Here is a 20,944-nt window from a genome sequence, read left to right on the forward strand (position 1 = left end):
CATGCCAATTAGAGTAGTGATTGCAGGTTTTAAAGGGAGAATGGGCCAAGCGGCTTGTCACATGGTGTTAGAAGACCCCGAGCTTGAACTAGTTGGCTTGGTTGATCCCCATGCGTCTGAAAACGAGCTGGCGGGTGTTCCGGTCTTTCATGACAAAGAAGGGGTTTTGTCGCTGGATGCGGATGTGTGGATTGACTTCACCATCCCTAAAGTGGCGTATGAACATACCCGCTTTGCTTTGGAGCATGGACTAGCGCCTGTGGTTGGGACAACTGGATTTACAACAGAAGAAATCACTGATTTGATTGAATTGTCTCGTGAGAAGAATCTTGGAGGCCTCATCGCGCCAAACTTTGCTATTGGTGCAGTCTTGCTCATGCAATTTGCAGCGCAGGCAGCTAAGTATTTCCCGAATGTAGAGATCATCGAGTTGCATCATGATAAGAAGAAGGATGCACCGAGTGGGACTGCTGTGAAGACAGCTGAGCTGATTAGTCAGGTCCGTCAACCACAAGAGCAGGGAGCGCCAGATGAAGAAGAGAGTCTTCCAGGTGCTCGCGGTGCTAACTACCAAGGCATGCACATCCATTCGGTTCGTTTGCCTGGTCTGGTAGCCCATCAAGAAGTGATTTTCGGTAGTCAAGGAGAAGGATTGACCTTACGCCACGATTCCTACGATCGGGTGTCCTTCATGACAGGGGTTAATCTAGGAGTAAAAGAAGTAGTCAAGCGTCATGAGCTTGTCTATGGTTTAGAACATCTATTATGAGATTAAAAAAACTGCCTTCTGAATTTCAGGAGGCTTTGCCAATATTAGAAAAGATTCGAAAAGCTGGATATGAAGCTTATTTTGTCGGGGGCTCTGTACGGGATGCCATTTTAGGTCGTCCTATCCACGATGTAGACATTGCCTCCTCCTCTTACCCGGAAGAGACCAAGGCTATTTTCGAGCGGACCATTGATGTCGGGATTGAACACGGGACGGTCTTAGTTCTTGAGAATCATCAAGAATATGAAATTACCACTTTTCGAACAGAGGATGTCTACGTCGACTTTCGAAGACCTAGTGCGGTTAATTTTGTCCGTTCCTTAGAAGAAGATCTCAAGCGCCGCGATTTTACCGTCAATGCCTTTGCCTTGAGTGAAGAAGGGGAAATCATTGATCTCTTCAATGGACTGGAAGATTTGGAGAATCGGATTCTAAGAGCTGTTGGTGTGGCGACAGAACGCTTCAACGAGGATGCTCTTCGGATTATGCGTGGTTTTCGGTTTCAGGCCAGTCTTGGTTTTGATCTAGAAGAAGCAACCTTTAATGCCATGACAGATTGCGCTCCTTTGTTGGAGAAAATCTCTGTCGAACGAGTCTTTATTGAGTTGGATAAGCTCCTCTTAGCTCCTTTTTGGCGCAAGGGCTTAGAAGGTGTAATTGCTAGCCAAAGCTATCAGTACCTCCCTCTCTTACAAAATAGCCAATCGTCCCTAGAGAAACTGTTCCAGCTGAAGATGGACTATACCTTTACGAGTTCAGAGCAAGCGTGGGCTGCCTTACTCTTGACTTTAGATGAGAATAAGGTTTCTGCTTTTTTCAAGAAATGGAAAACATCTCGTGACTTTGCTAAGAAGGTGGAACAGCTGGTTGAAATCTACCGCTTGCGTGAAAAGGCCAGCTTAAATCGCCGGGATGTGTATCGTTACGATCGCAATCTCCTCTTGTCAGCGGAAGAACTACGTCAGGCTCATGGCTTGCCCGTAGATTTCCAAGTCATCGAAGAATTGTATGATTCGCTAGCTATCCATGATAAACACGAAATTGTAGTCAATGGTGGGATATTGATGAAGGAATACGGCTTAAAACCAGGTCCAGGTCTAGGACAAATGCTTTCTGCCATTGAATGGGCCATTGTAGACGGAGAATTAGAGAATGACAAACAAGCGATTGGGGATTTTTTGAGCCACTATCTTGAAGCTAAGAAGGGGGAAGCATGAGCGATTTTATCGTTGAAAAACTAACCAAGTCCGTCGGGGATAAGACGGTCTTTAAAGAGATTTCTTTTATCATTCATGAGCTGGACCGGATTGGACTAATCGGGGTCAATGGGACAGGGAAAACGACTCTCTTAGATGTTTTGTCTGGTAGTTCAGGCTATGACGGAGATCGTTCTCCTTTTTCTGTAAAGAATGATTATAAGATTGGTTATCTGACCCAAGAACCTCAATTTGATGATAGCAAGACGGTCCTCGATACAGTGTTGTCAGAAGATGTAAAAGAACTTCAATTGATTCGTCAGTATGAACTGTTGACGAGCCAGTACGATGAAAGTCAGCAAGTGAAACTGGAAAAAGTCATGGCGGAGATGGATTCTCTCAATGCATGGGAGATCGAAAGCCAAGTCAAAACAGTCTTGACCAAATTGGGGATTCAGGATTTGTCTGCTAAGGTGGGGAGTTTGTCTGGTGGCCTGCGTCGCCGTGTCCAGCTGGCACAGGTTCTCCTGGGAGACCATGATTTGTTGCTGTTAGATGAGCCGACCAACCATTTGGATATTGATACCATCGAATGGTTGACCAATTTTTTGAAGAACTCTAAGAAAACCGTTCTTTTTATCACCCATGACCGTTATTTCTTGGATAATATTTCAACTCGTATTTTTGAGCTGGATCGTGCTGGTCTAGTTGAATACCAAGGGAACTACCAGGATTATGTCCGCTTGAAAGCTGAGCAGGACGAACGAGATGCGGCTCTTCTTCACAAGAAGCAGCAGCTCTATAAGCAAGAATTGACCTGGATGCGTCGGCAACCGCAGGCGCGTGCTACCAAGCAACAGGCGCGGATCAATCGCTTCCACGACCTCAAGAAGGACCTATCCGACCAGACAACAGAAACAGATTTGGAAATGTCCTTTGAAACTAGTCGGATCGGTAAGAAAGTCATTGAATTTCAAGATGTCGATTTCGCCTATGACCAAGGGCCGATTCTGCAGCAGTTTAACCTATTGGTTCAAAACAAGGATCGGATTGGAATTGTGGGTGATAACGGTGTTGGGAAATCAACCCTGCTTAATCTGATTGCCGGGAAACTCCAACCGACTGCTGGAAAGGTCGTTATCGGAGAAACGGTGCGAATTGCTTACTTCTCGCAGCAGATCGAAGGTTTAGATGAAAGTAAGCGGATGATTAACTTCCTACAAGAAGTAGCAGAAGAAGTCAAGACTAGTGCGGGATCTACATCGATTGCGGAGCTGCTGGAACAATTTCTCTTTCCGCGTTCGACCCATGGCACCTTGATTGAGAAACTTTCTGGTGGGGAGAAGAAGCGTCTTTATCTCTTGAAACTTCTCATCGAAAAACCAAATGTCTTGCTCTTAGACGAGCCGACCAATGATTTGGATATCGCGACCTTGACAGTGTTAGAGAACTTCCTACAAGGATTCGGCGGTCCGGTCATCACGGTTAGTCACGACCGTTATTTCCTAGACAAGGTTGCTTCTAAGATTCTAGCTTTTGAAAATGGTGGCATTCGTGAGTTTTTTGGAAATTATACGGATTACTTAGATGAGAAAAAGTTTGAGCTAGAAATGGTTGCCGAAAGTAGCAAACCTGAAAAAGAAAAGGTGGTCAAAGTCCGAGAAGAAAAGAAACGGATGAGCTACCAGGAAAAGCAGGAGTGGGCGATTATTGAGAATGAGATCGAAGAGATTGAAAACAAGATTGCGACCATCGAGGATGAGATGAATGAGAATGGTTCTGACTTCGGTAAGTTGGCCAGTCTCCAGCGCCAGATGGATGAAGAAAACGAGCGACTCATAGCCAAGTACGAACGCTATGAGTACTTGAGTGAGTTGGCAGAAAACTAAAGGAGGAAGGATGCACCATATTAGTAAATACAGTCTTTTGCTGTCATCATTTTTATTTTGCGGGATTGGCTTTGTTCTCTTTGTAAATCCAATCGAAAAAATTGCCACCTTTAGTTGGCTGATTTCTCTGGGATTCTTCTTGATTTCAGTTTCGCGTTTGTCGCGTTACTATCGTCTACGAGCTCAAGCGACCTTGTCAGATCCTTATTTATTTCAGAGTGCGGTCTCGCTGGTCTTTGCAGTCTATCTCTTGCTATATGGCTACAAGACCTTGCCAATTGTCTTTCCGATCACACTCGGTATTTGGCTCTTGTATAAGTCTGCCTTGAGTTTGAAAAAGGCCCATTACCTATCCAAACGATCTGAAGAATTGTCCAAGAAGTTTACTTTTTGGGGCCTGATTGAGCTGTTTATAGGTTTATTTCTTATTGTCAGTCCTTTGTCCATTAGTATCTTCCTCTTGCATATTTTGGGCTTGTTCTTCTTCGTGATTGGGGTCCAATCTTTGAGGCTCTTTTTAAAACTTCATAACGAGGAGTAAAGAACTCCTGTCTGTGTTTTTGCAGACAGGTTCTTTTTTTGCAAATGAAATTGAGAGAATCCTTGAAAAACAATTGAAACCCTTTTCACATTTTGGTATACTAGTGTCAAGAGAATAGGAACAAAGGAGTATAAAATGTCCAAAAAAATTATTGGTATTGATTTAGGTGGAACATCTGTTAAATTTGCCATTTTGACGCAAGAAGGAGAGATTCAAGAGAAGTGGTCTATCAAGACCAACATCCTTGACGAAGGAAGCCACATCGTTCCTGATATCATCGCTTCCATCCAACACCACTTGGAGTTGTTAAACTTATCCGCAGAAGATTTTATTGGAATCGGGATGGGATCTCCTGGTGCAGTGGATCGTTTTGAAGGAACTGTCGTTGGAGCCTACAACCTCAACTGGAAAACCGTACAGCCCATCAAGAAAGATATTGAGTCTGCCTTGGGAATTCCTTTCTTCATCGATAATGATGCCAACGTAGCTGCCCTTGGGGAACGCTGGAAAGGTGCTGGTGAAAATCAACCAGATGTCGTCTTCATGACACTTGGAACTGGTGTTGGTGGCGGTATCGTGGCGGAAGGAAAACTCTTGCACGGTGCTGGTGGTGTAGCTGGTGAGCTTGGCCATATCACAGTAGACTTCGATCGTCCATTTGATTGTACCTGTGGTAAGAAAGGCTGTTTGGAGACAGTAGCCTCAGCAACCGGTATTGTCAATTTAACCCGTCGTTATGCAGATGAATATGCAGGAGATGCAGAGTTGAAACGCTTGATTGACGATGGGGAAGATGTCACAGCTAAGACTGTCTTTGATTTGGCTAAAGAAGGGGACGAATTGGCCTTGATTGTCTACCGTCATTTCTCTCAATACTTGGGTATTGCTTGTGCCAACATCGCTAGTGTCTTGAACCCAGCCAACATCGTCATTGGTGGTGGTGTATCAGCAGCCGGTCAATTCCTCTTGGATGGGGTTCAAAAGGTCTTTGATGAGAACACCTTCCCACAAGTACGTACGTCAACCCAATTGGTGCTTGCTAATCTTGGAAATGATGCAGGAGTTATTGGAGCTGCCTCACTTGTCCTACAATAGAATTTATTTGAAAGAGATCCAAATCGAATCATTTGGACCTCTTTTCTTTTATCCTGTGTTATAATGTAGGTATTACAGTATTTAAGGAGATTGAATGACAAAAGCAGATATCCTTTTTAAAGAAAATATTCGAAGAATTATGGAAGAGGGCGTCTGGTCTGAGCAAGCTCGGCCCAAGTACAAGGATGGCACAACTGCCAATTCCAAGTACATCACGGGAGCTTTTATGGAGTTTGATCTGGCCAAGGGCGAGTTTCCGATTACGACCCTTCGTCCTATTGCCATCAAGTCGGCTATCAAGGAGATGCTCTGGATCTACCAGGACCAGTCCAATAGTCTGGAGCTCCTAAATGATAAGTATCAGGTACGCTACTGGAATGATTGGGAAGTGGGAGATACAGGGACGATTGGTGAACGCTATGGTGCTGTCGTTAAAAAACACGACATCATCAACAAGATTCTCAAACAGCTGGAAGCCAATCCCTGGAATCGACGCAATATTATTTCTCTCTGGGACTACCAAGCTTTTGAAGAGTCAGAAGGACTTTTGCCTTGTGCTTTTCAAACCATGTTTGATGTGCGTCGTGTCGATGGGGAAATCTATCTGGATGCAACTTTGACCCAACGTTCAAATGATATGCTAGTGGCGCACCATATCAACGCCATGCAGTATGTGGCTCTTCAGATGATGATCGCTAAGCACTTTGGCTGGAAGGTTGGCAAGTTCTTTTACTTTATTAACAACCTCCACATCTATGATAACCAATTCGAACAGGCAGAAGAATTACTTCGGCGCGAGCCATCTGATTGCCAACCACGTTTGGTCTTAAACGTGCCAGATGGCACCAATTTCTTTGAGATCAAAGCTGAGGATTTTGTGCTAGAGGACTATGATCCTGTCAAACCTCAGTTAAAGTTTGATTTGGCAATATAGAGATGATTGTTAGATTACTTTAATAGGAAGAACGAATCATAATTTAAATTATGATTCGTTCTTCCTATTTATTATATTTAAGGATTAGTAATATCGCCAAATTAAAAAAATGATTAATTTTTTAAACGTTTTACTTTGGATAATTAAATAAATTCGATAGAACTAATAAGGTTAGTCATTAGCCAATATATACATATAATTTTTGAAATTTTTGTATGAAATTAAGTGAGTAAGAATTTATTCAATGATCGTATTATTAGATTTTCCTTCAAAGATTGAATATCGGGGTATGATCGGTTCTTTTAGGAACGCTAGTGATTGTTAGTACAGCTTCAAGCGTAGTTTCTGATGAAAACACAGAGAACCATGCAGTAGTTGCAACAACAGAAGCAGCAGGTCAATCTGTGACTATAACGGAAGCTAACCGCTTCGTCAACAAGTGAAGCTGAAACTTCAGTTACAACATACCGAGCATAAGCTCCTGTAACTGCTACAGAAACGGCTCAAACTACAAAAGCACCTGTTGAGGATCATGCTCTAATTGCAAATCCTGCAGTGGCAGAAGCATCAACAAACTCAAGTAACAAGGGGCCAAAATGAACAATAAGTGATAATAAAGAACCAGTTTCTACAGGCGTAGAAGCACCAGCAAATGAAGAGACAGTTCCAACAGTATTAGCAGAAAACACTGGGAAGCGTCGCAAACGTCTAGCTATATGTGATGCCAATGATCCTAACTTGATTGCGAATGATGTAGAAGGCCCAACATCAACTCCTAAAGTTGAGAAGTCAGACTATTCAACCTTTTCAGCTAAAGAATTCACGAAACAGATCAACTGGATAGTTTTCGGAAATTCTGCAAATTGGACCAACACGACTACAGAAGTCAATGAAGAAACAGCTCTCCAGGTTGGTTTAATCTATAAAAAAAGGAAATCATGACTGGTTATTTAGTCGCTGCAAGGGTTAAATAATTGACCTATATCCCCTATATTATCAAGGATTGTAGCGCTTTGAAGTTTAAAGGTAGTGATAAAATCCGCTTGCTAGTTCTTCTATCCTAAATAAGAAATTATCCATTACCTCGAACTTCTTTGTAGGTGGCAACTGAGCGTAAGCATCCATGGTTGTTGTGATAGACTTGTGCTCCATTCTATTTGGTAGTTTTTTTCAGTTCATACCAGCATTTAACATCCTAGACGTGTGTATGACGAAACAGATGAAAGTCATAGTCTTTGGTAGTCCTAAAGCAGATTAACGTTTTTTAGGGCTGCAAGTTCATTTCTATCGAACATGTAGTTGCCATATATAGTTACAAAAATTAGCGGGTATTTTAGCAATTCATGCTTTTTAAAATTAGCGCCCATCTCCTCATAAAATTCCTTGAATTTTTCCATAATACCGCTCTTTCCTCTCGGCATTTTCGAGTGCTACTGATAGAAGTTGGGCAACTTTTTTCCAGTCGCCACGTTCAATCGCTCCCTTGATTTCATTTTCTATTCGGATAGCGATCTTATTAATTTTAGGTTATTTTGACTTTTGTTATTTTGTCATAATTCTTTATCTTTCTTTTAGACAAAAATAGTGAATGGGCTCTTGCTCGGTTTAGTTTCATGAGATGGATTGTTGTTCTTATTTACAAGGAGATTTTTTATATTGTCGGACAATAAAGTGAATAAAGTTTAGAAAAAATAAAAAAACCATAGCACTCATAAGGGGGAGGGAGAATAAGGTAGATTTGTAACAGCAAATTAACTTGATAATGGAAGTAAAATGATAATTGTTAAGATAGAGATGAGGATTAGGAAGGAAGAAAGGGAAAAGAAAAAAAGTTTTGTAAAGAAAGAGGGGAATGGGGGAACCCCATTAAGAATAATTGTGTACACAATCTTTTAGAGAAACTTATACAAATATCAACATATTAGCATAATGGAAAAAACAAAGAAGCCTTCATAAGCTCTATATATCAAGAGAAATTAAGACCTTCAATTGCAACACCTGATAAAAAGCTCCAGTAACTATACAATCAGCTTGCTTTAAAGGCATAAAAGGAGTAAAATAGTACTGGATATTATTAATATTATAATACCAAATATATGTAGTTTTTTAACTCTATAAACTATTTCAAACCACATAAATATTATAGGGGATTTATAAAAAAAGTAGGAGTATATACATGAAATTTGAAAAGCGTCAAAAGTTTGCCATCAGGAAGTTCAGTGTCGGTGTGGCCTCTGTTTTGATTGGGCAGTTTTTTATAGGAGCTGTAGCTAATGCTCCAATCGTACACGCCAGTGAAGTGATTGGTTCTCAATCGGAAAAGCAAAATGTACCAGCTTTTGTGGAATCTCAACCAAAGTCAGAACTAGCTACTGTAGACACTGATCTGACCCAGGTTGTTCCTATACCTGAGTCAGATCAATTGGAAGAAAAACCAGTTGCAACTCAACCGTCAATTGAAGCAAGTATTTTTAATTCAGAAAAAGCAGTTTCTACAGAAAAGGATCCAAAAGTTCAGCCAGAAATGCTGCCAAAAGAAGTGGCAGAGGCTATTCAAAAAAAATCTGATAGAAAACCACTGGTAGATGCTTCTCTGGTGAAACTGGAGGAAAAGGAGGAAGTTACAAATCCTGACAAGGATCAATTGGAAACGACCATATTAGAAGCAGAGGTAGTAAAAAAAGAAGCTGAAAAATTCCTAAGTAGTCTGACGGACTCAACTCAAAAAACTGCCATTGGAGAAGCGCTTCGTCGTTATAATCAACTTCTAACAGAAACCAAAAATTCAGTCAAGTTAATGGAAGGATCAAATACAGCCTTTGATCCATCTTACACAAACTTATCAGGAGCTATCGAAGCAGTCTGGAACCAACTCAAAAAAATGGGTCATTCAGGTGAAATTAGTTATATGTTGGAAGCAGAGACGACGAGTCAACCAGCTGTGCTCATTCCAAAGGGGGCAACGACGATCTACTCCTACGGAGCAACTATGGCACCTAATGTCGAGTTTGATATTTCTACCGATCTTTCATCCTCTCGTAATACTGATTATTCTCGATTTTCAGCAGTAAGAAATGGGTTAACCTTAAATGAAGATGCCCGAAAATTGGGGTTAAGTATCAGAGAAAAATCTTTTACTAATGCATCGGGATCTTCGGACACTATTCTCGGCCTATCTGGAAATGTTCCAGTTACGGTAAAGCCTGGGACTTACAATGTTGGCTTCAGATATAATAATCAAGATTATACGACAAGTCTAATCATAAAATCGGTTAATGAATTACCCTATATTACGGTAGAAAATGAGAGTGGCTATTCTACTGTTACTAAAGATGGAAGTGACATAACATTAAGTTATAAAACAGGAACTAGCCGTATAGATCCTAAAACGGAAGTGGAATTGACTCAAGGAGCTAAAGATTTAGGTTTGACTTACGATTCTACTAATCAGAGGATTTCAGGGAAAATAACCTTAGACAAGACGGTTAAAGAGGGGACTTATGATATTGGTTTAGTTTCTAAAGATGGTTTTTATAGAAGTAGTCAATCACTAATTATTAAAAATCCTAGTACCTATGAAATAAATACACACCCATATCTTTTGCAATATTTTAATCCTAGTGCTGCAAACGGTTCAGATGATGGTTTGGTTATTCCTACAACAACTTTTGGTTATGCTATAGGTTATGATAGTGAAACTGTCCGTTCTTATAATCCAAATATCCTATATGGTTCTTCTAGTAGAGGAAACAATAATTTAGAGAATAAAAACACTATAAGAACAATTAAAGATGCCAAAAAAGATACGCTTCATTACTATACAGAGTTTGGATTAAGATTTAGCGATTCTTCTGTTCCCCTAGATAAGGTAAGGATTGATAAATTTGAACGTATAGATACCAATGCAGATGTAGCATACGAACTAGTCGATGTTTCTAAATTGGAACCTGAAAATTCTTGGAAAGCTGATTCTCAAGATGTCGATAAGCTTCCTTATCGAGTACGTTTTACTAAACTTCCTAAACAGCAAGCCAACTTTACAATTAAGTTTAAAACGACGGATAGTTTTGGAACTGAAAAAATATTTACAGTTCCAGTCAGAACGGAGGAACGTTCAGTTGCTAATAAGCCTGATAATAGATTAAATGATTACTTAACACATGCAGATGTTTTGCTTCATGCGGATAAGCTTTATCAAGTAAAAAATCCAACACCAGTTGCGGTTCCTAAATCTACTGCCCTTCAAAAATTAGGCGAGTTGGTATTGAATAAAGAAAATGCAGAGTTGATAGATATAAAAGCTCCTGAGGGAGTTAGCATTACAAGAAGTGCAGAAGATCCAACTAAATACGTGATTACCAAAAAAGATGGAGTAATTTTACCTATTGGTGTACATAAGATTACAGCAAAGGCTAAGGATGGACACTATGGAGAAGATGCTCCGCTACGGGAATTTACTTTCGAGGTGATGGATGGTCTAAATCCTATTTCTAATCAAAGCTGGCAAGAAGGGCAAGCTATCCCAACTATTCCTGTTTCAATGACAAATGGTAGTAAGATTACGAGTATATCAGTTGAGTCTGATGGAGGACATTTCTATCTAAGTCCTAATGCTGACAATACAGGTTTAACAGGTTATGCCTTAAAACATACAGATGCACCACAAACAGCGATTGTAACTGCTACTTATACCAATAATGAAGGTCAAAGTCGTCAGATTAAGACAAGCTTTACCTATACAGTTACACCGCTACCAGTTTCTGATTTAACTTTATCTATAACGAATGATAAGCAAACAGTTTCAGAAGGAACTAAATTCGCAGATATGGTTGTAACAGCAACTGAAGGTGCTACAGTCACAGTAGGAACACTGCCAGATGGTGTTATGTATGATAGCAATAGCAAAACATTATCAGGCACTGGACTATATGAAGGACATTATGTGATTCCGGTTACTGCTACTAAAGATGGGGTTTCAATTACTAAAGTAGTCGATTTGACAGTAGCGCCAGGAAACTTTACTGTTCCAACAGCTAATTATACGTTTACAGCAGGTAATGAAATACCTACAATTACACTTAAAATTCCTGCAAATGCGACTGTAAGTTCAGTTGGAGGTACTTTACCAAGAGGTTTAAGCTGGTCTTCGGACAGAAAAACAATCACAGGTACTCCGACTCAAGTAGGTACTTTCCAAGTCTTTGGCTATGTTAACAGAACTACTTCAGGTGGCACAAATCAATCGACATATGGGTATATAAATATCACAGTAAACAGTGTGCCATTAAACTTTTCTATTCCGGATAATACAAAAACAGTAAAAGCTTTAGATGAACTGCCACCGATTAATCTACAAGCAGATGGAGCGGTGTTATCAATAACTTCAGGCTCACTACCTCCAGGTGTGAACTATGATGCTACGACAAAAACTGTTTCAGGAACTCCTACAAAAGTCGGAACTTATACAGCAACTTTCACAGCAACGAATCCAACAATTAGTGGCAATTCAACCGCAAGTGCAACGTTAACGATTAATGTAACTTCACGAGATTTAACTGTAACCGTTGATAATAAGGAACAAGAGAAGACTGTTCTAACTGCGATAGACAATGTTGTACTGACTCCTTCTGACAATAAAGCGAGATTGGAGGTAGATACAAGTCAATTACCACCAGGAGTTACTTATGATTCAGTAAGTAGAACAATTTCTGGAACACCATCTAAAGTTGGAGAGTACTTAATTCCATATAAAGCTACTTTCCCAGAAATGGCAGAATCTCCAGTTGATGGGGGACATATTAAAATTAATGTTCGCCCACTTCCGGTAAGTATTAATGTTACTGAAAAAGAACAAATGATTCGTCTGGGTGAAACTATTAAAAATATGGTGGTTTCTCACAGTGAACATTCAAGTTTAGTAGCTCGTTATCTAAGCGTAGACTTACCGGAAACAGACTTAGATTCGTATCTTGAATCAACTGCAGGTTTAAATTATAATCCTGCAACGCATACAATTAGCGGTACTCCAACCAAGCCTGGTATTTATAAAGTTCGTTTAAAAGCAACATTGGATTCTGAAACATTAGGTAAAGGTATTGCAGAAGAGATTATCACTGTAACAGTAGTAGATGATCCAGTAACATTAGACATAAAAAATGATCGTCAAATGATTGCGCTAGGTAAAAATGGTCTTCGTCCAATTACGTTTGCAGTACCAGCAGGTGCTACATTAACGGTTGATAAGACCAAACTTCCAGATGGTGTAACATACGATGAATCCGCTAAGACTATTTCAGGAACACCAACAGTAGCTGGAGCATTTGATATACCAGTAACAGTGACAAATGCTGGTAAAACTAAGTCAATTACAAAAGACATTACGATAGATGTTGTAGACTTAACACCGTCAACTCCGACAATTACAGTGAAGGAAAACAATGACGGAACTCATACCATTACGATTTCACAACCGGGTGCTAACCCTGTTGAAACAATTATCAAGAATGGTAAAGATGGAGAAACTCCAAATGTCAAAGTAGATCGAGATGAAACTAAGAAAGAAACTACGTTAACCTTCTATAGTGACAAAAATGCGAATAACCAGTTCGATGTAGGAACAGATACTGTTTTAGGAACATCTGTAATCAAAGATGGCCAAGATGGAGTAGCTGGACCAAAAGGAGATAAGGGTGATCAAGGTCTTCAAGGTGAACGTGGTCAAGATGGAGCTCAAGGCTTACCAGGACAAAACGGCCGAGACGGAAAAGATATCCTAAACGGAACAAACACACCAACAGCCCAAGATGGAAAAGATGGCGATACATTCATTAATACAACAACAGGAGACGTATTTGTTAAGAAAAATGGGGAGTGGCAACTAGCAGCTAACATCAAAGGACCAAAAGGAGACAAGGGTGATCAAGGTCTTCAAGGTGAACGTGGTCAAGATGGAGCTCAAGGCTTACCAGGACAAAACGGCCGAGACGGAAAAGATATCCTAAACGGAACAAACACACCAACAGCCCAAGATGGAAAAGATGGCGATACATTCATTAATACAACAACAGGAGACGTATTTGTTAAGAAAAATGGGGAGTGGCAACTAGTAGCTAACATCAAGGGAGCTAAAGGAGACAAGGGTGATCAAGGTCTTCAAGGCCGTGATGGACAAAATGGAACAAATGGACGTGACGGAATTGATGGTAAGTCTCCAACGATTGTAACAAACGAAAATCAAGATGGAACTCATACTATTGTTATCACCAATCCAGATGGAACAAGACAAGAAATAGTTGTGAAGAATGGTAAAGACGGAAAAGATGGTAACTGTACTTGTGTTAATAAACCAGTACCACCGCTTGAAGACAAACCGCAAGAACCAAAAGGTAATATACCAAAACCACCACGTAAAGACGAACCACAAGAACCAAAAGGTAATATACCAAAACCACCACGTGAAGTCGAACCACAAGAGAAGAAAGACGACAAACCAGGTAAGGATACTTCAGTTAACGTAGTAGCTGTTCCCGTACCAAGTGAAACAAATACAGAGGTATCTGATTTTAATTTTTCTGAACACACTAGTCAAAGAAACACTGCATTGCCAAATACTGGAAGTCAAACAGAAGTTATTTCAGTTCTTTTAGGAAGTGGAATATTACTTACTCTTTACGTAGCCAAAAGAAAAGAAGACTAGAATTAAAATATTTTCTAAAATTCTAATTCAAATACTTTAATATAGAATAAAAAGTGGTAGCGCTCAGAAATAATGTCTTGATACTAGGTTTCAGATCAATATTTCATCGACATTAGAAAGAAAAATATCTAGATCAGTCAACCTTTAGGAGGTTACGGATTTAGATATTTTCTTATTTGTACTTATATTGTAATACTCATTAATTATTGAAAAGTAATATTTTATCCTTGGTATCGATATCTGTTTATTTCTGCAAATGTCAGATTCTTCAGCAATTTTCAAGATAGTGTTAAAACTAAAATTAAATATTGCTTACTGAAGTTTGTTGAATATATAGTAAGAGTCCAATAATAAGGTTAAGAAAAATAGATACCGGAATAAGCCTAAAAAAAGAAAAGCTACATGTTGAAGCTTCTCTCGCTTTTAATTGTCCGAATCAATATTCTTATTTCAAAAAATGTAGTTATTCGGTAGATTTTTAATGCAATACATTGAAGTTTATAATTTCAAGAATCGCGTTAAATCAAGGTTTCTCACGCCTACTGACGTGTAGCGAATCCCTGTTTTATCTCTGTAAAAGTGAAGTTTTTGAAACCTTTCCAAGTAACTGCGACTATTACAAATGAGCGTGGTAATAAAGCTACAATTACAGCAGATGCCAAATACACACCAACTGTACTTTCTGCCGCTCCAACAGCAACCTCTGCAACATCTAATGATATTCAGGGTACTGTACAAACTGGAACACCTACTTTTGAGGGGGCTACAGTTAATGTAAATGGTCAAGACAAACAAATTCCACTGAAAGAAAACAGCTATAAGCTTTTGGATAAAGATGGAAATGAAGTTATTGGTATAACTCAAGCATATGCAGAAGATGGTAAAACACCAATTGGTACTTCATCAATTGATTCAACAACAGGTGTTGTAATCTTCACACCAACAGATAAGACATACACAGGTGATGTGGTTGCCGTTAAAGTTCAAGTTAATGATGCCATCGGCACACCAGCTGAAACGACTTACACACCTAAGATTACTCCAGTGCCAACACCAGATCAAAAACCAGTTTTAGTGACTAAGGAGGCTACATTTATCAATCCATCAGATGAAACAGCAGTTCTTCCTGAAACTGGTACAGAGGAAAGTTCAAAAACGGGTCTTGCTCTTCTCAGTGCCTTGGCAGGTCTCTCATTATTCGGACTTGCTAAACGCAAAAAAGAAGACTAAGTCTTAGAATTTGTCTGATCAAAACCGCGATAAATCGCGGTTTTTTTGACGAAAAACTTGTAAAGTTTTGGTCAATGAACCAATAGTTGGAAACAGTCTTTTCTAAAAAAATTTGATAAAATAGAAGTATCAGTGTAAAGGATGTAAGAATGAGTAAGAAAGTAATTGGTATTTGGGCTCAGACAAAGAATGGAGTTATCGGCAAGGACCAGGTCATGCCTTGGCATTTACCAGCTGAATTGCAACACTTTAAACAAACGACAACGGGCCATGCGATCCTTATGGGGAGAGTTACCTACGAAGGGTTAAACAAACGTGTCCTTCCAAATCGGACCAATATCATTCTCTCTAGAGATGACAAGTATGATGTAGATAATGAAAAGGTCTTGTTAAAAACTTCCGTAGAAGATGTTTTAGACTGGTATAAGGATCAGGATCAGTCACTCTTTATTATCGGTGGGGAGAAGGTGATTCGCCTTTTCGAGCCTTATCTAGAGGAGCTTTATCAGACTGTCATCGATGCCCAATTAGAAGGAGATACGTATTTCCCAGAAGACTTCCATTGGGATCAGTTCCAGTTACTGGACGAGCGGACGATCGAAAAAGACGAAAAAAACCCTTATGACTTTACCATTAGACATTTTGAAAGAAAGGAAAACTAGTTCATGGAACGTAGTATCTTTGGCTTTTTTACAGCGGTTTTATGCGTGATTTGCCTAGTATGTGCTTCCCAGACTCTTCGGAAGAAGCGCTATGGCTTAGCCACCCTTTTCTTATTAAATGCCTTTACCAATCTTGTGAATTCGATTCACGCCTTTTATATGACTTTATTTAAATAAATTACAAACAGACTTTAGAATCGGGAGAAGAAAATGCCTACAAATCAATCAAATGATATGATGGTTTATTGTTCGTTTTGTGGTAAGAACCAAGACGAAGTACAGAAGATTATCGCAGGGAACAACGCCTTTATCTGTAATGAATGTGTTGAGTTAGCTCAAGAAATCATTCGTGAAGAACTAGCTGAGGAAGTCTTGGCAGACCTCTCAGAGGTTCCAAAACCAATTGAACTCCTCAATATCCTTAACCACTATGTTATCGGCCAGGATCGTGCTAAACGAGCCCTCTCAGTAGCGGTATATAATCACTACAAACGGATTAACTTCCACGAAAATCGTGAAGAAGACAATGATGTGGATCTTCAAAAATCAAACATTTTGATGGTGGGGCCTACAGGTTCAGGAAAAACCTTCTTGGCTCAAACACTCGCTAAGAGCTTGAACGTGCCATTTGCCATTGCGGATGCGACAGCTTTGACAGAAGCGGGTTATGTCGGAGAAGACGTTGAAAATATCCTTTTGAAGCTCTTGCAAGCTGCTGACTTCAATATTGAACGTGCAGAGCGTGGGATCATCTATGTTGATGAAATCGATAAGATTGCTAAGAAGAGTGAGAATGTCTCTATCACCCGTGATGTGTCTGGTGAAGGGGTACAACAAGCTCTCTTGAAGATCATCGAAGGAACTGTAGCCAGCGTGCCACCTCAAGGCGGACGCAAGCACCCACAACAAGAAATGATCCAAGTCGATACCAAGAACATCCTCTTCATCGTCGGTGGAGCCTTTGATGGGATCGAAGAAATCGTGAAGCAACGTTTAGGTGAGAAGATCATCGGATTTGGTCAAAACAACAAAGCCATCGATGAATCAAGCTCTTATATGCAAGAAATCATTGCAGAAGATATCCAAAAATTCGGTATTATCCCTGAGTTAATCGGTCGCCTTCCAGTTCTTGCTGCATTAGAGCAATTGACAGTGGATGACTTGGTTCGTATTTTGAAAGAACCAAGAAATGCCTTGGTGAAACAATACCAAGCTCTCTTATCCTTTGACGACGTTGAATTGGAATTTGATGACGAAGCACTTGAAGAAATTGCAAGCAAAGCCATCGAACGTAAGACTGGTGCTCGCGGACTACGCTCCATCATCGAAGAAACGATGTTGGATGTGATGTTTGAAGTTCCAAGTCAAGAAGATGTTAAACTGGTTCGGATCACCAAAGAAGCAGTTAACGGAACTGAAAAACCAATTTTAGAAACTGCCTAGAAAGAAATTCTATGAAAGTAAATACTCATAATGCGGATATTCTCTTGAGCGCTACCAATAAAAGCCATTATCCTCAAGATGATATCCCAGAAGTTGCACTTGCCGGTCGATCAAATGTCGGCAAGTCTTCTTTTATTAATACCATGCTAAATCGCAAGAACTTGGCCCGTACATCAGGAAAACCAGGAAAAACACAATTATTGAACTTTTTTAATATCGATGACAAACTTCGTTTTGTCGATGTACCTGGCTATGGATATGCTCGTGTCTCCAAAAAAGAACGCGAGAAATGGGGCAAAATGATCGAAGAATATCTGACATCGAGAGAGAATTTAAGAGCTGTTGTCAGCCTGGTTGATCTTCGTCATGAACCCTCAGATGATGATGTCCAGATGTACGAGTTTTTGAAATATTACGAGATCCCTGTTATCTTGGTTGCGACCAAAGCCGACAAAATTCCAAGAGGAAAATGGAACAAGCATGAATCGATGATCAAGAAGAAGCTGGATTTTGATAAAACAGATACCTTTATCATTTTCTCATCCGTTAATAAAACGGGAGTAGAAGAAGCTTGGGACGCAATTTTTGACTATAGTTTTTCGGAATAAATCATATTATTTCTAACCTGTTATTTATTTATTTGATTTATCTCGATATTGTAATTAAAATGTAATATTGAGCTCAACAATTTAATGCTTTTCTGTGCTATAATCATCTTAAAGAGTTTTCATTAAAACATTAGGAGATTATCACATTGAAAAAAATACTAAATAAATCGAAACTGATTGGATCTATAGTGGCTCTAGTAGCTGCAGGAACAGTAGCGGCAGCTATGAGTGAGCATGTAAGTAACGTTGATGCTAATGATGGTGCTTATACTCAATACGCAGATCCAACAGAAACTTTTATCTCACAAATCGGTGAATCTGCTCGTCAGCTTGGTCAAGAAAATGATCTTTATGCTTCTGTTATGATTGCTCAAGCCATCTTAGAAAGCGGAGCTGGTCAATCTGGTTTGTCATCTTATCCACACTACAACCTCTTTGGTATTAAAGGTAGTTATTCTGGTCAATCAGCTTTGATGCAGACGTGGGAAGATGACGGTAATGGAAATGCCTATACCATCAACGATGCTTTCCGTTCATACCCTAGCTACTATGAATCATTGCAAGACTATGTTGCTGTTTTGAAACAAGGTCATTTTGCAGGAGCTTGGAAGAGCAATACAACAAGCTACCAGGATGCGACAGCTGCTTTAACGGGTGTCTATGCTACTGATACAAGTTACTATGCAAAATTGAACCATATTATCGAAACTTACAACCTTACTCAGTATGATTCGCCAAGTGTGTATGGTGGCTATGAAGGTACAGTCTACAACCCGTATCGCCAACAATATACAACTCAAGAAATCTTGAACTTGGATATCGCATGGGCAAATCGTTTCTTGTAAGATATGAATTAAATTGAATGATAAACAGGCCATTAAGGTCTGTTTATTCTTTTAGTCGTTTTAAATCGTTTTATATCATTTTTTATTGAAAACAGTATTTTTTATATTATTTTTCTGAAAACCTTTTCAGGAGGTTCTATCTATGATATAATGAAGAAGTTCACAAATTCAATTTTTAAGGAGATTCAGATGGGAGAATCAAATTTTGTTCTTAAAGTAGAGGCAGCATGTCAAAAGAAGGAAGAACTATATACAGATTCTAAGGCTCGTTATGCTGTTCGCTCTATGTTTGCGGGTGCATTTCTTACCATGAGTACAGCAGTTGGGATTGTGGGTGCAGATCTTCTCAATACTTTCTTGCCAGGTTCTGGTCGTTTCTTGTTCCCTTTTATTTTTGCTTGGGGATTGGTTTATTTACTCTTCTTAAATAGTGAGTTAACGACTTCCAATATGATGTACCTGACAGCTGGTGTTTATTTAAAGAAAATTAATTGGAAGAAAGCTTTAGAAATTTTGCTATATTGTACGTTCTTTAATCTGGTTGGTGCCTTGTTCCTCGCATTTCTCTTCAGTCAGACAAGTGCTTTTGCTCATTTGAATCCAAAAGGCTTCCTTGGTTCGGTTGTAGAGATGAAGTTGCAACGTTCTAATCAATTGGTTTTCTTTGAAGGGGTTGTTGCCAACATCTTTGTTAATATAGCCATCTTGTCCTACCTCTTCTTTAAAGATGAAACAGCTAAAGTTCTGATGGCTTTGTCAGCTATTTATATGTTTGTTTTCCTTACGAATGAACACATCGCGGCAAACTTTGCTTCTTTCTCATTAGCTACTTTTAACTCTATTTCGAAAGATTTGCCTCACTTAGAGTTCTTCAATGTGCTTCGTCATTATGCAGTCACTTTTGTAGGTAACTGGGTAGGTGGAGGAATGATCATGGGCTTGGCCTATGCATGGCTCAATCGTACCAAGACTATCTATAAAGATTAATAATTTTTAAAAAAAGTTTGCAAAAATACTTGCATTCTTTTTTTTTATGTGATACACTAAATAACGGTTTGAAAAAACTGCCTAAGACAGTAGGGGAGCTTGACTCATAAAGATCCTACCGAGGACAAAACGTATCATGTAAAAGAAGCGTATTGTACTTTCGTGTCTAGGTTTGGGCGCGTTTTTCTTTTGGAAAAATTCCCCAAGCAAAATAATTACGGAGGTGAACACACTAATGAGTGAAGCAATTATTGCTAAGAAAGCGGAACTAGTTGACGTAGTAGCTGAGAAAATGAAAGCTGCTGCATCAATCGTCGTTGTTGACGCTCGTGGTTTGACAGTAGAACAAGATACAGTTCTTCGTCGTGAGCTTCGTGGAAGCGAAGTTGAGTATAAAGTTATTAAAAACTCAATCTTACGTCGTGCAGCTGAAAAAGCTGGTCTTGAAGATCTTGCATCTGTTTTTGTTGGACCATCTGCAGTAGCATTTTCTAACGAAGATGTTATCGCACCAGCGAAAATCTTGAACGACTTTGCTAAAAACGCTGACGCACTTGAAATCAAAGGTGGTGCAATCGAAGGCGCTGTCGCATCAAAAGAAGAGATCCTTGCTCTTGCAACTCTTCCAAACCGCGAAGGACTTCTTTCTATGCTCCTTTCTGTACTTCAAGCGCCAGTGCGCAACGTTGCTCTTGCAGTCAAAGCGGTTGCAGACAACAAAGAAGACGCAGCTTAATCTTAAGCTACGCAGCGTAGCCTAGCTACGAAAAAAATATTATAAAATTTAAAACTTATTTGGAGGAAATAACAATGGCATTGAACATTGAAAACATTATTGCTGAAATTAAAGAAGCTTCAATCCTTGAATTGAACGACCTTGTAAAAGCTATCGAAGAAGAATTTGGTGTAACTGCAGCTGCTCCTGTAGCTGTTGCTGCAGCTGGTGCTGCTGACGCTGGTGCTGCTAAAGATTCATTCGACGTTGAATTGACATCTGCAGGCGACAAGAAAGTCGGCGTTATCAAAGTTGTACGTGAAATCACTGGTCT

At 39.6% G+C, this 20,944-nt stretch carries 16 protein-coding genes and 1 other annotated feature; all 16 genes read left to right on the forward strand.

Annotated features, from left to right (window positions below; genetic code table 11):
- Position 1: 1 nt before the first annotated feature.
- Positions 2-769 (forward strand): 4-hydroxy-tetrahydrodipicolinate reductase, encoded by a 768-nt coding sequence (gene dapB / locus QZ158_RS02925; protein WP_129822029.1) that lies wholly within the window; start codon positions 2-4, stop codon positions 767-769.
- Positions 766-1,986, forward strand: coding sequence for a CCA tRNA nucleotidyltransferase (locus tag QZ158_RS02930; protein WP_293874626.1), 1,221 nt, complete (start codon positions 766-768; stop codon positions 1,984-1,986). Before dapB ends, QZ158_RS02930 begins: the two co-directional genes overlap by 4 nt.
- Entirely contained in the window at positions 1,983-3,854 is a 1,872-nt protein-coding gene (locus QZ158_RS02935) for an ABC-F family ATP-binding cassette domain-containing protein (protein ID WP_293874628.1), read from the forward strand. Before QZ158_RS02930 ends, QZ158_RS02935 begins: the two co-directional genes overlap by 4 nt.
- A 10-nt stretch (positions 3,855-3,864) precedes the next feature.
- Positions 3,865-4,395, forward strand: coding sequence for a DUF308 domain-containing protein (locus QZ158_RS02940; RefSeq protein ID WP_061564008.1), 531 nt, complete (start codon positions 3,865-3,867; stop codon positions 4,393-4,395).
- 135 nt (positions 4,396-4,530) lie between these two features.
- Positions 4,531-5,490 (forward strand): ROK family glucokinase, encoded by a 960-nt coding sequence (locus QZ158_RS02945; RefSeq protein WP_293874632.1) that lies wholly within the window; start codon positions 4,531-4,533, stop codon positions 5,488-5,490.
- A gap of 94 nt (positions 5,491-5,584) precedes the next feature.
- A complete protein-coding gene (locus QZ158_RS02950) occupies positions 5,585-6,424 on the forward strand; it encodes a thymidylate synthase (RefSeq protein WP_293874634.1) in 840 nt (279 codons plus the stop codon).
- A 314-nt stretch (positions 6,425-6,738) separates the two neighbouring features.
- The gene (locus QZ158_RS02955; RefSeq protein WP_293874636.1) at positions 6,739-6,867 is read left to right on the forward strand and encodes a hypothetical protein; all 129 of its coding nucleotides are present in this window, start codon (positions 6,739-6,741) and stop codon (positions 6,865-6,867) included.
- A 1,733-nt stretch (positions 6,868-8,600) separates the two neighbouring features.
- A complete protein-coding gene (locus tag QZ158_RS02965) occupies positions 8,601-14,120 on the forward strand; it encodes a putative Ig domain-containing protein (protein WP_293874638.1) in 5,520 nt (1,839 codons plus the stop codon).
- Between the two features lie 588 nt (positions 14,121-14,708).
- Positions 14,709-15,350, forward strand: a complete 642-nt coding sequence (locus tag QZ158_RS02970; RefSeq protein ID WP_293874640.1) for an LPXTG cell wall anchor domain-containing protein — start codon at positions 14,709-14,711, stop codon at positions 15,348-15,350.
- 149 nt (positions 15,351-15,499) lie between these two features.
- The gene (locus tag QZ158_RS02975) at positions 15,500-16,012 is read left to right on the forward strand and encodes a dihydrofolate reductase (protein ID WP_293874642.1); all 513 of its coding nucleotides are present in this window, start codon (positions 15,500-15,502) and stop codon (positions 16,010-16,012) included.
- Positions 16,013-16,222: 210 nt separating this feature from the next.
- Positions 16,223-17,455: an ATP-dependent Clp protease ATP-binding subunit ClpX gene (clpX, locus tag QZ158_RS02980; RefSeq protein WP_293874644.1), complete on the forward strand. Its 1,233-nt coding sequence runs from the start codon at positions 16,223-16,225 to the stop codon at positions 17,453-17,455.
- A gap of 11 nt (positions 17,456-17,466) precedes the next feature.
- A complete protein-coding gene (gene yihA, locus QZ158_RS02985; RefSeq protein ID WP_293874646.1) occupies positions 17,467-18,063 on the forward strand; it encodes a ribosome biogenesis GTP-binding protein YihA/YsxC in 597 nt (198 codons plus the stop codon).
- A 173-nt stretch (positions 18,064-18,236) separates the two neighbouring features.
- The gene (locus QZ158_RS02990; RefSeq protein WP_293874656.1) at positions 18,237-18,908 is read left to right on the forward strand and encodes a glucosaminidase domain-containing protein; all 672 of its coding nucleotides are present in this window, start codon (positions 18,237-18,239) and stop codon (positions 18,906-18,908) included.
- A gap of 189 nt (positions 18,909-19,097) precedes the next feature.
- Positions 19,098-19,895 carry a formate/nitrite transporter family protein gene (locus tag QZ158_RS02995; protein ID WP_293874648.1) on the forward strand — a complete coding sequence of 266 codons (798 nt, stop codon included), beginning with the start codon at positions 19,098-19,100 and terminating at the stop codon, positions 19,893-19,895.
- A 62-nt stretch (positions 19,896-19,957) separates the two neighbouring features.
- Positions 19,958-20,092, forward strand: a sequence feature (ribosomal protein L10 leader region).
- A 38-nt stretch (positions 20,093-20,130) separates the two neighbouring features.
- The gene (rplJ, locus tag QZ158_RS03000) at positions 20,131-20,631 is read left to right on the forward strand and encodes a 50S ribosomal protein L10 (protein ID WP_012000594.1); all 501 of its coding nucleotides are present in this window, start codon (positions 20,131-20,133) and stop codon (positions 20,629-20,631) included.
- A 74-nt stretch (positions 20,632-20,705) separates the two neighbouring features.
- The coding region (rplL, locus tag QZ158_RS03005) for a 50S ribosomal protein L7/L12 (protein WP_293874654.1) at positions 20,706-20,944 on the forward strand (239 nt) is incomplete at its 3' end.

The sequence above is a fragment of the Streptococcus sp. A12 genome (assembly GCF_905372335.1).
Taxonomy (GTDB): domain Bacteria; phylum Bacillota; class Bacilli; order Lactobacillales; family Streptococcaceae; genus Streptococcus.

Coding starts and splice junctions, on each gene's coding strand:
- QZ158_RS02975 (WP_293874642.1), top strand. CDS start 15,500: ATGAGTAAGAAAGTAATTGGTATTTGGGCTCAGACAAAGAATGGAGTT.
- QZ158_RS02930 (WP_293874626.1), top strand. CDS start 766: ATGAGATTAAAAAAACTGCCTTCTGAATTTCAGGAGGCTTTGCCAATA.
- dapB (WP_129822029.1), top strand. CDS start 2: ATGCCAATTAGAGTAGTGATTGCAGGTTTTAAAGGGAGAATGGGCCAA.
- yihA (WP_293874646.1), top strand. CDS start 17,467: ATGAAAGTAAATACTCATAATGCGGATATTCTCTTGAGCGCTACCAAT.
- QZ158_RS02935 (WP_293874628.1), top strand. CDS start 1,983: ATGAGCGATTTTATCGTTGAAAAACTAACCAAGTCCGTCGGGGATAAG.
- QZ158_RS02950 (WP_293874634.1), top strand. CDS start 5,585: ATGACAAAAGCAGATATCCTTTTTAAAGAAAATATTCGAAGAATTATG.
- rplJ (WP_012000594.1), top strand. CDS start 20,131: ATGAGTGAAGCAATTATTGCTAAGAAAGCGGAACTAGTTGACGTAGTA.
- QZ158_RS02945 (WP_293874632.1), top strand. CDS start 4,531: ATGTCCAAAAAAATTATTGGTATTGATTTAGGTGGAACATCTGTTAAA.
- QZ158_RS02940 (WP_061564008.1), top strand. CDS start 3,865: ATGCACCATATTAGTAAATACAGTCTTTTGCTGTCATCATTTTTATTT.
- QZ158_RS02995 (WP_293874648.1), top strand. CDS start 19,098: ATGGGAGAATCAAATTTTGTTCTTAAAGTAGAGGCAGCATGTCAAAAG.
- clpX (WP_293874644.1), top strand. CDS start 16,223: ATGCCTACAAATCAATCAAATGATATGATGGTTTATTGTTCGTTTTGT.
- QZ158_RS02965 (WP_293874638.1), top strand. CDS start 8,601: ATGAAATTTGAAAAGCGTCAAAAGTTTGCCATCAGGAAGTTCAGTGTC.